The following is a 14049-nucleotide window of genomic DNA, read 5'->3' on the forward strand; positions in this document are numbered from 1 at the left end:
AGAAACATGAAAAACGGTCTCATTGTTCTCTCTCTCATTTCCTTTTTGTTTTTTAATAATTCCTGTTCGGGAAATTCTCTTTTAAATGAATTAAAGAATCCGGGAGATGATTCTGATACATTAACAAATCTTCCCATTATCGCAGATCATAGTTATGCAAACAAAGAGACCTTACAACAGATCCCTTTATCTGCTCTTGAAAAAACCAAAGCGAATCTTCACATAGCATACGGGCACACATCACACGGAAGCCAGATAACTTCCGGTATGACAGGTCTGGTATCCTTCGCCAACAACGGGGCTTTGGGCAACCAGTATGTAAATGACTTTTTTGCTTGGGAAGAATCCTCAAATACAGGAACCCTGCATCTTCTTGAGGGTGACGGGTATGGAGACGGACCTTTGGATCACGATGCAGGATACTATCCCTCCTGGTATAATGAAACTGTTGAATTTCTCGAGAATCCTTCCAATTCACAGTATAACGTCATTATATGGTCCTGGTGCGGTCAGGTTTCCTCGAAGACAGAGCAGACCATGATCGATCAATATCTCGATCCCATGAATCAGCTTGAACAAACCTATCCTGATGTCACTTTCGTTTACATGACGGGACACCTGGACGGATCGGGATTGACGGGAAATCTGCACTTACGAAATGAGCAGATCAGAGATTACTGTCGAAAGAACAAGAAAGTTCTTTTCGACTTTGCCGATATAGAATGCTATGATCCCCACGGTACTTATTTCGGGAATAAAATTCCCAATGACAATTGCGATTACGATTCCAACAATGATGGATCGAGAGACAAAAACTGGGCCACAGAATGGCAGAATAGCCATACAGAAGATGTAGACTGGTACAAATGCAGTTCAGCACACAGTCAGGCACTGAACGCCAATATGAAAGCTTACGCTGCATGGTGGCTCTGGGCCAGATTAGCCGGTTGGGATGGAAAATAAATAAGGATGAACCGATGATTAAAAGTTTCAAAATTCTCATTTTCCTCACATTTTCAATTATATTTTTCTCCTGTGATGTACTTACTCTCTTTCAGGATGATGACGAACCCTTTACTCCGGAACCGGAGGTAGAGCTTGAGGCTCCGAATCAACTGGCCATAGATTTATATACAGCGACTAGCGTAGTCTTAACATGGATTGATATGTCTGATAATGAAGAAGGCTTCTCTATTGAACAATCCTATGATGGTACTTTTTTTAGTGAGGTAGGGACTGTCAGCTCAAATATTGAAACTATCACGATCAACAGTTTAACTGCTAATCATCAATACTATTTCAGAATAAAAGCCTTTAATTCCGATTCTGAATCTGATTATTCAGCAATTGTAAGTGTTACAACATTATCCGAAACTTCCAATGAGATATCGACACCGGAGAACCTTGCAATAAGCTCAATAACAACATCCAGTGCTGTACTCATCTGGGATGATATGTCTGACAATGAAGAGGGTTTCTCTATTGAACAATCCTATGATGGTACTTTTTTTAGTGAGGTAGAGACTGTCAGCTCAAATATTGAAACTATCACGATCAACAGTTTAACTGCTAATCATCAATACTATTTCAGAATAAAAGCCTTTAATTCCGATTCTGAATCTGATTATTCAGCAATTGTAAGTGTTACAACATTATCCGAAACTTCCAATGAGATATCTACACCGGAGAACCTTGCAATAAGCTCAATAACAACATCCAGTGCTGTACTCATCTGGGATGATATGTCTGACAATGAAGAGGGTTTCTCTATTGAACAATCCTATGATGGTACTTTTTTTAGTGAGGTAGAGACTGTCAGCTCAAATATTGAAACTATCACGATCAACAGTTTAACTGCTAATCATCAATACTATTTCAGAATAAAAGCCTTTAATTCCGATTCTGAATCTGATTATTCCAACTCAGTTCAATTGACAACTCTTCCACAAACACTTGTTGATATAACTCCTCCTGTTTCAACGGAGAAATTAATTTTTATCCATCATTCCTGTGGAGATAACTGGCTAAGCAATTCTAATGGTGATTTAGGAAATAGTCTGGGAAGTAGCAACTATTACGTACGTGACATTTATTATGGATGGGATGCACCATATAATGATAATATCGGAGATAGAACAGATACAATTAATTGGCCAACTTGGTTTGCTTCAGAAACCTTACAAGGCAATGGAGAGACTCAAACTAATAATATTATGAATTCAGTTTATACTTCAAATTCTCAATATTCATCCTATACTTCAATTAGTGATCCAGGAGGTGAAAATTCCATCATAATGTTTAAATCCTGTTACCCAAATTCAGAAGTTGGAAGTAGCATTGATGATGAAAAGGCAATATATAATAGCCTACTACCTTATTTTGCCTCTCACACAGAAAAGCTTTTTATTTTAATAACACCTCCTGGAGAGACAGATGTTACAAGTTATATCCTTACGAAAGAACTAAATCAATGGCTTGTTAATATGGATACAGGTTGGCTCTCATCCTACTCAGAGAAAAATGTAGCTGTTTTTGATTTCTACTGCGTCCTTTCTGAAAACGATTCTCATCATACAGTCGAAAATGATGAAATTGTTTATATTTATTCTGATGATTATGATGGAAAATCACCATATCACAATAATTATGATGATCACCCTAATAATATTGGAAATCAAAAATCTTCAGCTGAGCTACTACCTCTATTGAATTATTTCTATAACAGATGGAAAAATAATTAAAAAAGCATTCTATAAATTCACTTAGAATTCCTATCTGAACCTCCTTATTGATTGGGCGTTGACTAATAAGAGACATTTCTACATCCGCCAGAAGCATCAATTATATCTTCATTAAGTTATTTAGCATAGAATATGCAGAAAAGGATCTTCATGGAGGTCAATCATTAGGAGAAGTCTCGAGAGAGATCATTTAACAAGCAGATCTTATAAATTATTTGCCAGGTGCGATCAAAGCCCAGTAATCACTTCCTGTCAATGACAATCACATCATCAAGATAAATGACAATACCCAATCTTCCACTATTACCGATTCCAGTTTGGATATCCCAATTCCAGCTGGAGACTTCTTCAATAACTCCATACGTACTAAGTGAGTTTTTTACGTAACTTATACCTGCAGAAACTTCATATTCGGCAAAAAAAGAAATAAACTCTAAAAGAAATACTTCTACCCCGAGAAAAGCATTAGCTTCCAGAGGAACAGTAAGTAATTTCTCCCAATTATCCTCATTTGTTTCTGCTTTTTCATGTATTATTCCTGCCTGAAGCCCTCCACCCCAATAAGGTGTAATTCGGCCATTTCTCACTTTTTTTTCAATGGCAATCCCTAAATCACCGGATATTACTTCACTACTTTTTGAATAGCCAAAATCTCCCATGATTCTAAAATTTATAGAAGGAAGAACTAATTTAATGCCAATTCCTCCATTATAGTCATCAAGATCAATTAATAATGTCTCTGTAGAAAAAATAAATCCAATATGATTTATTTTTTTTTCTTCATTTTTCTGAGTATCCTGACCGATCAGGTAATGAGTAAAAACAACAATAAATAGAACAAAAACAACTTTTTTCATAAATCATGCCTCACTAATTATGGAGTCCAATTAACATACCAGCCTACGGCAGGTTTAGCAGTTGAATCAAGAGAACTGTGCATTTCTGTTTCAAACCCCTTTTCATCTACATAACTAACAGCGAAATCATAAATACCAAAATCTAAAATACTATTTGAAATCAATAATTGCGGAGTATCAGAGATCGAACTCTCAGACAAGAATGTCCATGTTAACCTACCATGTTCCCGATAATAAACTCTGTAATAATCTGACAATCCATCATTTATAAGTTTATTATAGTTATGATCCCAGGATAGTAAAAAAGATTCATCATAAACTGAAATTTCAAATGGACCAGTGTTATTTCCAAATAATACATTACATGATGAAAACAATATGATAGAGAATATTACTAAAATAAATACATAAAATAAAATCTTCCTGGAAAACATATCGATCACCATATTAATATGACACATTATCAATCACATTTGTAGTATCAGATCATATCTTTTCAAATTATTTTATTCTTGACCTGACGACACAAACAAAATACTCTTTTAGTAACTTACTTTTCCAGGATATTTTATGTTGAAAAAACTATTTTCTGTCACGGTTCTAATATCAGCGTTCCTCCTGCCTGCAGCAGCCCAGAGCCTTTATCTCGAAGACGGTATAGGTGGTTCAGCATTCGGTTTATCGACAACAATCAACGGAGATGGATTTAAGTCCGCTGAAGTTTCAGCAGCCTACTCTATCGGTGGTATGATGGACATAGGATTTCAACTGAACAGGATATCAGGGGAAATTCTCACCTACGAAAGTACAGACTGGAATTTTGAGTTTCTCTACAATCTCATTGTCCTGAAGCAGGGTGACTACAACCCTGTAAATCTCCAGCTTGAAGGCTTGTTCGGCTATTCTAATATTACATCAGTCGTTTATGACAATAATTCCATTACCGAAGAAGGAATGGGGTTTCAGATCGGAACTACCATATCTCATGAGTTTTTCAAAGAACGACTTTTCAGTTTTCTTATCGGGGGAAAAGCCCATTACAAAAATTATCTCTATACTAAGACAGATCCTAACGAAGTTCCTACTGTATCAACAGAAAGATATGAAAGTCTGGCAGCCGGCGGTTTGGTCGCCATTTCACTGCGTCCTGAAAACTTTCCTATTGTTACTGTCGAAACATCAATAATTTATGATATAACAAATGATAAACTGAATGTAACACCGACTCTATACCTTATATCACCGCGGTACTAAATGAAGGTTAAACCCGGATCTGATGATAAAAGACTAATCTATAAAATTCTAAACGGAGTTTACATTACTTTCGGACTTATTCCTGTATTTCTGATTATAGCGCTGACAGCTTTCCTGGCATTTTATATAATAAAAACATGGCTGGGAATTGATCTCTTCTCAGAGATACATCTTCTGGATTTTTTCGAATAAAAACAATCCCGCCTCGCGGCGGGACCATTGATAAAAAAGTAGCTGAGTTACCGGATCCCGTAATTCTCCACAACAAAATCGATATCCTTATCCCCTCTTCCGCTGAGGTTCACCAGGATCGACTGTCTCGGCTTTTCTTTCGCCAGTTTCATGGCGAATGCCACGGCATGGGCGCTTTCCAGGGCGGGAATAATCCCCTCTTTTTTACTCAGCTGGAAGAAAGCATCGAGACACTCTTCATCATCTGCTGTCACGTAATTCACTCTACCCAGATCCTTAAGCATGGAATGCTCCGGACCGACTCCCGGGTAATCGAGGCCGCTGGCAATGGAATAAACCGGCGCCGGTTCGCCTTTTTCGTCCTGAAGAGTGTAGCACTTGAATCCGTGGATCATTCCCGGAGTGCCGTAAGTCATGGTTGCGGCATGCTCTCCCGGTTTGAATGATTTTCCGAGCGGTTCCACACCGTAAATGTTCACATCCTTATCATCGATAAATCCGGAAAAGAGCCCCATGGCATTACTGCCGCCGCCGACGCAGGCGACCAGGTTGTCGGGTAGCTCTCCGGTCATTTCATAAAACTGCTCTCTCGCTTCAATCCCCACGACTCTCTGGAAATCCCGAACCATCATGGGAAAGGGATGGGGTCCTACAACCGATCCGATACAGTAAATCGAAGTGATAGGGTCTTTCAGGTAAGCTTCAAAGGCCGAATCAACCGCTTCCTTCAGAGTTTTCAGTCCGTGGCTTACGGGAACGACTTTCGCCCCGAGTATTTCCATTCTCACGACATTGGGATGCTCCTTGGCAATATCCACTTCGCCCATATGAATTTCACATTCCAGACCGAAGTAAGCCGCAGCTGTCGCCAGAGCGACTCCATGCTGTCCTGCACCTGTTTCGGCGATAAGTTTCTTCTTTCCCATATATTTTGCCAGGAGCGCTTCACCCATACAATGATTCAGTTTATGAGCTCCTGTGTGATTCAGGTCTTCCCTTTTCAGATAGATGCGGCCTCCGCACTCATCGGAGAGTGTTTTGGCAAAGTAAACAGGAGTCGGTCGTCCCTGAAAATGCTTTCGTATGCTTCTCAATTCAGAGATAAACTGATGGGATTTGCTGATGGAATAATAGGCATCGGTTATTCGATTCATCTCCTCCTGAAGATCGGGGGGAATGAAGCTCCCGCCGTACTCACCGAACATCCCCTGTGTATCGGGATTGCTTTTAAAATAATCACCCATAAAGCGTTTCTCCTTGTAGTAACATTGACTTATAGCGATTCTAATATGTGTTTTTGTTTCTGTCTATAGAAATATTGGAAATTGTTGACATTTTTAAAGGCTCAAAGGAAAATAGATCCCATTAAATTATGTTAAAAAAAATTGCCGTTCTGTCTTCTATCATCCTTTCAGCCATTGGCGTTTATCTCCTGTCCGGTCTTATAGACACTGAAGTTCTTTCCCGCGGAGAGTTTACTTTCCAGCTTCCCCTGCCGGAAGAGATTGCCCGCCAGTACGATGTGCCTCTCTACCCCGATGTGGAGAAGGTCATTCTCACAGGATTCTTCTCCGATTGGGATGAGAATGACGAAAATTACGCTATGGTTCCCGAAACAGACGATCCCCATAATCAGAAATGGTCGACGACCATTATCCTTCCCCCGGGCGAACATCAGTACAAATACGCGGTGTATATTAAGGGATTGGATAATCCTGTCTGGACGCAGGACAGGTTTTCACCGGAACAGGTCAACAACGGCATGAACGGTTACAATTCCATTATCAGAATCGGCCGTTTCTCCCTTTTCAGAGAGATTCTCCGCTATCTGATCTACGCTCTGCTTGTACTATTGTTTATTCTGCTTTTTCCTCTGATCTTTCACGGAACCGGAAGAAGGAGAGCCCTGATTCTTCTGACATGTCTTCTGATGGCTTCCAATGTCGGTTTCTTCCTTTTTCATCTTATAAGTGACCGGCAGTACTACAATTTTATTTCCCGGTCCGTTATTTCGATCCTCGAGAACGATCTTAATCACAGCACGGACAGTCCCTACTCTGTTTTCAATCGCTTCCTCTGGCATAAAATGGATAAAATCGGCATCAGGAACTTTGAAGACCGTTACAAATACGCTTCTCTTCTCTTCTTTGACAGGGAATTCCATTTGAAGGATTTCGATTACAGGACATTTAACAACTATCACCTGGACAATCCCCTTTCGCTCAAATCTTCAGGAGAACTGGTTTACCCTTACTTTAGAAATCAGATAGAAAAACTGCAGAAACAGGATGTAAACGAAAAAACCTATCTGCTGCCGGCGTCTCTGAGGCTCTATTACAAAAATCATCTTCCCGGAACGGGAAAGAACCTGGAAAGCGGAAAATCTTTTATTCAGTTATCCGCCCGGACCTATCTCTTCCCCTATATCGAAGAGAACAGCATGACAGGCTATCTGGGCATATATTTTTCCGACCGGAACAGAGTCATTGTCGATTCCTATCTGATTTTCAATATGGCCGCACTTCTCTTCTTTACAGCCCTCATCTTTTTGTTCAATGCTCTGAAAAAAGATGATGAAAACCTCGACGACCTTCTTGCAGTCTTTGCGGAAAGATACGGGATTACCGCCAGGGAATGCGATATCATCCCCTACATTCTCGAGGGAATGACAAATAAGGAGATTGCCGGAGATCTCAATATATCAAAACGGACTGTGGACAATCATATCTACAACATTCTCCATAAAGCGTCGGTGAAAAACCGCGTGGAATTGATCCACATCATTAAAAACTCCCGCTGAGTATATATACCTGTTCCCTATTTCAGGTACTTATACTCATTGCCGGCTCAGAATTCCCCTCTGATAATGGTCCGGAAAGGAGTATTATCATGAAAAGAATTTTAGTCCTGCCGCTTTTTCTGATTATGTTCGGATGTGCGACTATGAACCGGGAAGCCTCTGAGTTTCCCGAATTCAGTCTGGCCGGCGGCGTATACAGGGAAGCCATCGACGTGTCTGTTTCCTCAGAAAGAGGAGACAGGGTTTTCTACACACTGGACGGTTCCACACCGACACCGGAATCAACAGAATACGAAGGACCTGTTCATCTCGACAGTCCGTCCCTGTTGAGAGTTATGGCTCTTAAAAAAGACGGCACGATGAAATATGCCATGTCCATGTATGATTTTGATCGGGACCCCGATCTCGAAGCCCATCTCCCCTCTCCGGTCTGGACCGATCAGATCATCTATTTCGCTCTCCTGGACAGAATGAACAATGGCGATCCCGGGAATGATGACCAGGGTTACGGAGAAGCCAATGTATCGGAAGAGACCTGGTACAGCGGTGGTGATTTCAAGGGACTGGAAGAGAAGCTGGACTATATTAAAAACCTCGGGGCCACGGCTGTCTGGATAACCCCTCCTGTAAAGAATCAGTGGTCGGAGGGGAATTTCGGAGGTTCCCACGGATACTGGGCGTCCGATTTTATGGCTGTCGATCCCCATTATGGCGATCTGGAAGCTTACAGATCTTTTGTAAAGGCAGCCCATGACAAAGGTATTTATGTGATTCAGGATATTGTCGTCAATCACACAGGGGATTATTTCAATATTGACCGCAAGACAGGTCAGTGGAGTCTCAAGGAAAAATCCGAACCGGCTGCTTCCCCTGACCAGCTCCCCTGGAGCCTCAACGATCCTTCTGTTTTTACAGAAGACGAGCTGAAGAATAATTCCTTCTACCACTGGACACCGGCCATTTCGGACTTTAACGACCGGTCACAGCTTTTCACATACCAGCTGAGTAACCTCGATGACATCAATACAACAAATCCCGATGTAAGAAACCTCCTGACAGGATACTACCGATACTGGCTCGATAAGGTCGATGTTGACGGATACCGGGTCGATACGGTCAAGTATGTGGAACCGGAGTTTTTTGAGGATTTCGCCGAAGATGGTATTCGAACCTATGCCCGGAAAATGGGTAAAGAGGATTTTATACTCTTCGGAGAATCCTGGGACGGAGACGGAAAGTTCAATGCCTCCTACACTCAGGGCAAAAACGGAGAGAAGCGGCTTGATTCGCTGATCTATTTTACGCTCAACTTCGCCATAAGAAATGTATTCGGAAACGGAAATCCCACCAGCGAGCTGACGGAAGTTCTCTCGAAGCGATATGAGACGGGCTATCAGGACCCGAAAAAACTGGTCACCTTTGTGGACAATCACGATATGGAAAGGCTCATCAACTCAACCACTCCGGAACTGGTCAAAGAAGCCTATGCCTTTATTATGACCATTCCCGGGATTCCCCAGCTTTACTACGGTTCTGAACAGGGGATGACAGAACGGAGAGGAGCCATGTTTGCCGGCGGATTTGAAACAGCCGGAAAAGCGAATAACCGGGATCTCTTTGATGAGAACAATACCTGGTATAAATATTTTCAGGAACTGACGGAACTGAGAAAGCAGAACTCGGTCTTCCGGAACGGGAAAATGACAATTGTCAAGGACAATTCCGGCTCCAACGGCCTGTTCGCCTACAAACTTATCGAAGGAGAAGGCGGGTCCGGCAGGGAAGCTTTTGTCATTTTCAACACATCGGCAGAGGGAAAAGTATCAATCGACATGGATACGCAGTTTGAACCGGGAACGACTTTCCGGCTCCTCGATCCCTTTCAAGGTGATGTTCAGAAAAACATCACAGCCGGCGAATCGGGACAATTAACAGTTCTTATGCCCGGCCAGTCCTTTGCCGTTTACCTCAAAGAGGGCGAAACAAGGGAAATGAACACTCAGAATAACAGCATTGCCATCACCAGCCGTTTCGAAACGGAAATGTCCGATCCCGAAGTCAAAGTGGAAGGTACAATAGACAAGCCTGCCACAGTGGGGCTCTTTGTCGACGGCAATTATTACAGCAGTAAACTTTTTTCAGCTGGTGAAACTTGGTCCGGAGAGATAGAGTTGACCTCTCTGATGAATGGCGAACATGAAATTGTCTCGTTTATCAAAGGCGATGATATCGATGAGAATATCTATTCAGCGCCGGTAAGCATCATTGTGAAAAAACCGTTTATTCTGAGAACATCGGTATCAGATCCGTCGGGAGATGAAAATTACAGAATGCCGACCAATGAGTCCTTTGTCCATCAGCAGGATATTCTGGGAGCCGAAGTTTACACATCGGGTACGGATATCCGAATCGACCTTGAAATGGCGAAGACGACTGATGTGTGGAGCCCCACCATCAACGATTTCGATCATGTCCTTCTCAATATCTTCCTGAAGAAGGGAGATGAAACCGGCGGTATTGAAGAACTGCCCGGGTTGAATGCTTCAGTTCCCGCATCGATGGGATCCTGGGATTTTCATGCCGCTCTGGCCGGCTGGGCATCGGGAATCAGCGACAGCTCCGGAAAAGCCTTAAGCCCTTCTCCCTACGGCGAAGTGAATCATGAGAAGAATGTTATCTCCGTTTTTATTCCATCGTCGTCTATCGGCAATCCCAGATCTCTCGATGGATGGAAGATCTACATTTCTACGTGGGATGAAGATTCAGGGAATCCCAGAAAACTCACTCCCGATGGCGCGGAATGGGTCTTCGGAGGAGGAGACAGTACGACAGATCCTCTGATTATGGATGATCTTGAGGTTCTGGAATTGTAATCGGAATATCCTTTTACAGGCTCCCCCGGATTTACCGTTGTCCGGCGGGAGCCTTTTTCAGTTTGAGAACTGTAGAATCGAATATTTTTTCTTCCAGAAATATTTCAGTGACAAAGGCTGACAGTTTATCATTTCCCAGAATACTTTTAATTTTCCCTGACCGGCACAGGTCGGGAACTAATTGATTCATTGTCTCAGTGTTGAAAGCGATATCCTTCCCGAGATTTTTCTTCTCATCGGACAGAAAACCGGTGTATCTGTCGATGCTTTTCCGGAGAGATGACACATCAATCCCTTTTCTGCTGTAGACATCACTCATCTGTATCAGAAGAAGAAATAGTTCATCGCTGTTGTGAAGGGTATTCCGGTAGACCTGATGAGGTACCATTGTCGGGACAGCCATTTCTCCTGTTATCCTATCCATCCTTTTCGCAATTTCATCGCGGTAGTTCTTCAGAGGATTGCCCGACTGCAAGTTATTGCTGAACAGTTCTTTATAGGGGTCAACAAGTCCGGGATAATGTTCCTTCAATCTGGTCAGATAAAAATCTTTTTGTCTCCCCGGTCTCAGGGTGAGCCATCCGGGCATAATGAAATCCGCCCCTCTGTTAATAACTTCATCGAAGAGAGTTTTCAGATGCTCTTCCGAATCTCCCAGATAGGGAAGAAAAGGCATAGCCAGGACTCCAACCGTGCATCCGGCTTTTTTCAGTTTTTCTATAAGAGACAATCTCTGCTCCACCGTCGCCGCTTCGGGTTCGAAAATCTCCCGGATTCTGTCATCAAGATGTACCAGGGATATAAATACGGAAACTCCCGATCGACCGGCAATCTTCTCCAGTACGGGTATATCCCGCTCTATCAGGGCCGATTTTGTAAGTAGATTGACCGGCAGATCAAACCAGGAGAGAACATCGAGACATTTCGCCGTTATCCCCAGCTCCTCTTCCACCGGCTGATAGGCGTCTGTCACCCCGGAACTGATGGTGACCGGTCCCCTCTCGCGGATATTGGACAGTTCTTTGAGAAGCAGCTGATCGATATTATCCCGGACAACGATATCTCTCTCAAAATCGCCTTCCACATAGTATTTTTCCGCTCTGCCGTCGCAGTAGGCGCAGCCGTGAGAACAGGCCATATAGGGGGAGAATTTATAACGACTCACCGTAAAGTTGTCGGGAAACAGTTCTTTGCGGAGTGCTTTTTTTACCTGTTTTCTATGGAGATTGTAGTTCATCATCATTCAATTTTAATCAGCTTACGATTTCCCTTTTGTAAAATAGAAGGATCTATCCATTTTTATATCATCTGCATTAAGTAAAAAACAACAGAATATTTTTATCCAATTATCTTCAATAATCTTTGTATTTGTATACACGGCGGTATATACTTACAAAAGAGGGTATTAAAATGCAAGTAGTTAAAGTTTTTAAAAGCGGAAACAGTCAAGCTGTACGAATTCCAAAAGAATATGCAATCGACGATAAGGAGATGTTTATCCACAAAGTCGGGAACTCCATCATTCTCACATCCAAAAAAGATATTTGGGATTCGTTCCGGAACAGTATCGATCAGTTTTCAGATGATTTATTTGAGGACGGCAGAGAAGAGCCGGAAATGCAGGAGCGGGAAAGCTTCTAAATGTATCTACTGGATACAAACATCTGCATTTACCTGATGAAAAACAAATATCCCCATTTACAGGCAAAAGTAGAAGAGAAACCAATATCCTCTTTGGCCTTGTCATCCGTCACATTAGCAGAACTGGAGTATGGTATATCTAAAAGTAAATACCCTGAAAAAAACAAGGATTTACTATATGGATTTATATCACCCTTTGACATTGTATCTTTCAGTGAGCTGGATGCTGAGAATTTTGGCTATATAAGAGCGATTCTGGAGAGATCAGGGACACCAATCGGTCCATATGATCTTCAGATTGCCGCTCAATGTCTTACAAGAAACCTATGTCTGATTACAAATAATGTGAAAGAATTCGAACGCGTCCCGAATCTGAAAATTGAAAATTGGATTGATGAATAAAGTTGAAAAAAATTACATTGGCAAGAAGCGGAGGCTTTTTAAAAGTTAACAGATTAAAAGAGAAGAGATTTCCTCGGGATAAGATCTTCTTCAGTTCAAGGCAGGCTTAACTTCGAGATGAGCTGCGAGACTCGCAGCAGCGAACTTTGTTCAAATGCACCGCAGAAGTTAAGCCTAACGCCGAAATAGAGAAGAGATTACCCGAGGTAACCCTGAGGATTGTTCTTCTGCCACCTCCACGAATCAGCGCACATATCATCCATATTCTTTTCCGCTTTCCACCCCAGCTCTTTCTCGGCATAGGAAGGTTCGGCGTAGCAGGTGGCGATATCTCCGGGTCGGCGTTCCGTTACTTCATAGGGGATATCTTTCCCGGACGCTTTGCGGAATGCCTCGATAACATCCAGAACGCTGTAGCCTTTACCGGTTCCAAGGTTGTAGATAACCACACCGGGTTTGCTGTTCAGTTTTTCCAGAGCTTTCAGATGCCCTGCGGCCAGATCCATCACGTGGATGTAATCGCGGACCCCCGTTCCGTCGGGCGTATCGTAATCATTTCCGAACACATAGACCTTCTCTCGCTTCCCGACGGCTACCTGGGCGACAAAGGGAACCAGGTTGTTGGGGATACCGTTGGGGTCCTCCCCTATCTGCCCGCTTTCATGGGCTCCGATGGGGTTGAAGTAGCGGAGAATGGCCACATTCAGGGATTTGTCGGCGACCGCCAGGTCCTGCAGGATCTGCTCGAGCATCAGTTTGGTCTGCCCGTAGGGATTGGTGGCATGGAGTGCCGCGCTTTCTGTTATGGGAACGGTTTCAGGATCGCCGTAAACTGTGGCGCTGGAACTGAATACGATATTCTTCACCTTATGCTTGTTCATCAGAGAGCAGAGATTGAATGTTCCCGTCAGGTTATTGTGATAATAATGGAGGGGAATGGATACCGATTCTCCGACTGCTTTCAAACCGGCGAAATGGATAACCGAATCGATTTTGTTTTCAATGAACGCGCGTTCAAGATCATCAATATTTAAAAGATCGACATTGTAAAACTTAAGCTCCTTACCGGTGAGCTTCTGCACTCTTCTGAGAGATTCTTCCGAACTGTTGGAGAGATTATCCACGACAACGACATTATGTCCCGCTTCAAGAAGCAGCAGACAGGTGTGGCTGCCGATGTATCCGGCGCCGCCGGTTACTAAAATATTCATTCCGACTCCTCTATGTTTTTTTTCTTTTGTTTCATTTTAAAGCCAGAACACAGGGCGTGAATAGATACAACGTTAAAT

Annotated in this window: 12 protein-coding genes; 7 read left to right on the forward strand and 5 right to left on the reverse strand. The window is 42.6% G+C overall.

The genetic code is table 11. From position 1 onward, the window contains the following. Positions 1-6 precede the first annotated feature (6 nt). Both HNR50_RS04585 and HNR50_RS04590 read left to right on the forward strand, forming a co-directional pair. On the forward strand, positions 7-963 hold the full coding sequence (locus tag HNR50_RS04585; protein ID WP_184744293.1) for a hypothetical protein: 957 nt from the start codon (positions 7-9) through the stop codon (positions 961-963). Beyond that, on the forward strand, positions 867-2741 hold the full coding sequence (locus HNR50_RS04590) for a fibronectin type III domain-containing protein (protein ID WP_184744296.1): 1875 nt from the start codon (positions 867-869) through the stop codon (positions 2739-2741). The genes HNR50_RS04585 and HNR50_RS04590 overlap by 97 nt, the downstream gene beginning before the upstream one ends. A 242-nt stretch (positions 2742-2983) precedes the next feature. Here the strand turns inward: HNR50_RS04590 and HNR50_RS04595 are convergent, their stop codons facing one another. Both HNR50_RS04595 and HNR50_RS04600 read right to left on the reverse strand, forming a co-directional pair. After that, entirely contained in the window at positions 2984-3598 is a 615-nt protein-coding gene (locus HNR50_RS04595; RefSeq protein ID WP_184744298.1) for a hypothetical protein, read from the reverse strand. A 17-nt stretch (positions 3599-3615) separates the two neighbouring features. Next, complete coding sequence (locus HNR50_RS04600; protein WP_184744300.1) at positions 3616-4032, reverse strand: hypothetical protein; 417 nt, start codon at positions 4030-4032, stop codon at positions 3616-3618. 136 nt (positions 4033-4168) lie between these two features. Here HNR50_RS04600 and HNR50_RS04605 point away from each other — a divergent pair, with 136 nt between their 5' ends. Beyond that, a complete protein-coding gene (locus HNR50_RS04605; protein ID WP_184744302.1) occupies positions 4169-4852 on the forward strand; it encodes a hypothetical protein in 684 nt (227 codons plus the stop codon). Between the two features lie 239 nt (positions 4853-5091). Here the strand turns inward: HNR50_RS04605 and trpB are convergent, their stop codons facing one another. After that, the gene (gene trpB / locus HNR50_RS04610) at positions 5092-6288 is read right to left on the reverse strand and encodes a tryptophan synthase subunit beta (RefSeq protein ID WP_184744304.1); all 1197 of its coding nucleotides are present in this window, start codon (positions 6286-6288) and stop codon (positions 5092-5094) included. Positions 6289-6416: 128 nt separating this feature from the next. On the opposite strand from trpB, the gene HNR50_RS04615 reads away from it, so the two are divergent. Together HNR50_RS04615 and HNR50_RS04620 are read left to right on the forward strand one after the other, a co-directional pair. Beyond that, the gene (locus HNR50_RS04615) at positions 6417-7844 is read left to right on the forward strand and encodes a LuxR C-terminal-related transcriptional regulator (protein WP_184744306.1); all 1428 of its coding nucleotides are present in this window, start codon (positions 6417-6419) and stop codon (positions 7842-7844) included. A gap of 89 nt (positions 7845-7933) precedes the next feature. Continuing rightward, positions 7934-10717, forward strand: a complete 2784-nt coding sequence (locus HNR50_RS04620; protein WP_184744309.1) for an alpha-amylase family glycosyl hydrolase — start codon at positions 7934-7936, stop codon at positions 10715-10717. Between the two features lie 31 nt (positions 10718-10748). Here the strand turns inward: HNR50_RS04620 and HNR50_RS04625 are convergent, their stop codons facing one another. Continuing rightward, on the reverse strand, positions 10749-11957 hold the full coding sequence (locus HNR50_RS04625) for an SPL family radical SAM protein (RefSeq protein WP_184744311.1): 1209 nt from the start codon (positions 11955-11957) through the stop codon (positions 10749-10751). Positions 11958-12127: 170 nt separating this feature from the next. Here HNR50_RS04625 and vapB point away from each other — a divergent pair, with 170 nt between their 5' ends. After that, complete coding sequence (vapB, locus tag HNR50_RS04630) at positions 12128-12358, forward strand: type II toxin-antitoxin system antitoxin VapB (protein ID WP_184744313.1); 231 nt, start codon at positions 12128-12130, stop codon at positions 12356-12358. Continuing rightward, positions 12359-12760, forward strand: coding sequence for a type II toxin-antitoxin system tRNA(fMet)-specific endonuclease VapC (vapC, locus tag HNR50_RS04635; RefSeq protein ID WP_184744315.1), 402 nt, complete (start codon positions 12359-12361; stop codon positions 12758-12760). 197 nt (positions 12761-12957) lie between these two features. Here the strand turns inward: vapC and galE are convergent, their stop codons facing one another. Further along, positions 12958-13971: a UDP-glucose 4-epimerase GalE gene (gene galE, locus HNR50_RS04640; RefSeq protein ID WP_184744317.1), complete on the reverse strand. Its 1014-nt coding sequence runs from the start codon at positions 13969-13971 to the stop codon at positions 12958-12960. Between the last annotated feature and the right edge of the window lie 78 nt (positions 13972-14049).

Source organism: Spirochaeta isovalerica (assembly GCF_014207565.1).
Taxonomy (GTDB): Bacteria; Spirochaetota; Spirochaetia; order DSM-2461; family DSM-2461; genus Spirochaeta_F; species Spirochaeta_F isovalerica.

Excerpts from the sequence above, each read along its gene's own strand:
- HNR50_RS04585 (WP_184744293.1), top strand. The coding sequence starts at position 7 with ATGAAAAACGGTCTCATTGTTCTCTCTCTCATTTCCTTTTTGTTTTTT.
- HNR50_RS04590 (WP_184744296.1), top strand. The coding sequence starts at position 867 with ATGCAGTTCAGCACACAGTCAGGCACTGAACGCCAATATGAAAGCTTA.
- HNR50_RS04595 (WP_184744298.1), bottom strand. The coding sequence starts at position 3,598 with ATGAAAAAAGTTGTTTTTGTTCTATTTATTGTTGTTTTTACTCATTAC.
- HNR50_RS04600 (WP_184744300.1), bottom strand. The coding sequence starts at position 4,032 with ATGTTTTCCAGGAAGATTTTATTTTATGTATTTATTTTAGTAATATTC.
- HNR50_RS04605 (WP_184744302.1), top strand. The coding sequence starts at position 4,169 with ATGTTGAAAAAACTATTTTCTGTCACGGTTCTAATATCAGCGTTCCTC.
- trpB (WP_184744304.1), bottom strand. The coding sequence starts at position 6,288 with ATGGGTGATTATTTTAAAAGCAATCCCGATACACAGGGGATGTTCGGT.
- HNR50_RS04615 (WP_184744306.1), top strand. The coding sequence starts at position 6,417 with ATGTTAAAAAAAATTGCCGTTCTGTCTTCTATCATCCTTTCAGCCATT.
- HNR50_RS04620 (WP_184744309.1), top strand. The coding sequence starts at position 7,934 with ATGAAAAGAATTTTAGTCCTGCCGCTTTTTCTGATTATGTTCGGATGT.
- HNR50_RS04625 (WP_184744311.1), bottom strand. The coding sequence starts at position 11,957 with ATGATGAACTACAATCTCCATAGAAAACAGGTAAAAAAAGCACTCCGC.
- vapB (WP_184744313.1), top strand. The coding sequence starts at position 12,128 with ATGCAAGTAGTTAAAGTTTTTAAAAGCGGAAACAGTCAAGCTGTACGA.
- vapC (WP_184744315.1), top strand. The coding sequence starts at position 12,359 with ATGTATCTACTGGATACAAACATCTGCATTTACCTGATGAAAAACAAA.
- galE (WP_184744317.1), bottom strand. The coding sequence starts at position 13,971 with ATGAATATTTTAGTAACCGGCGGCGCCGGATACATCGGCAGCCACACC.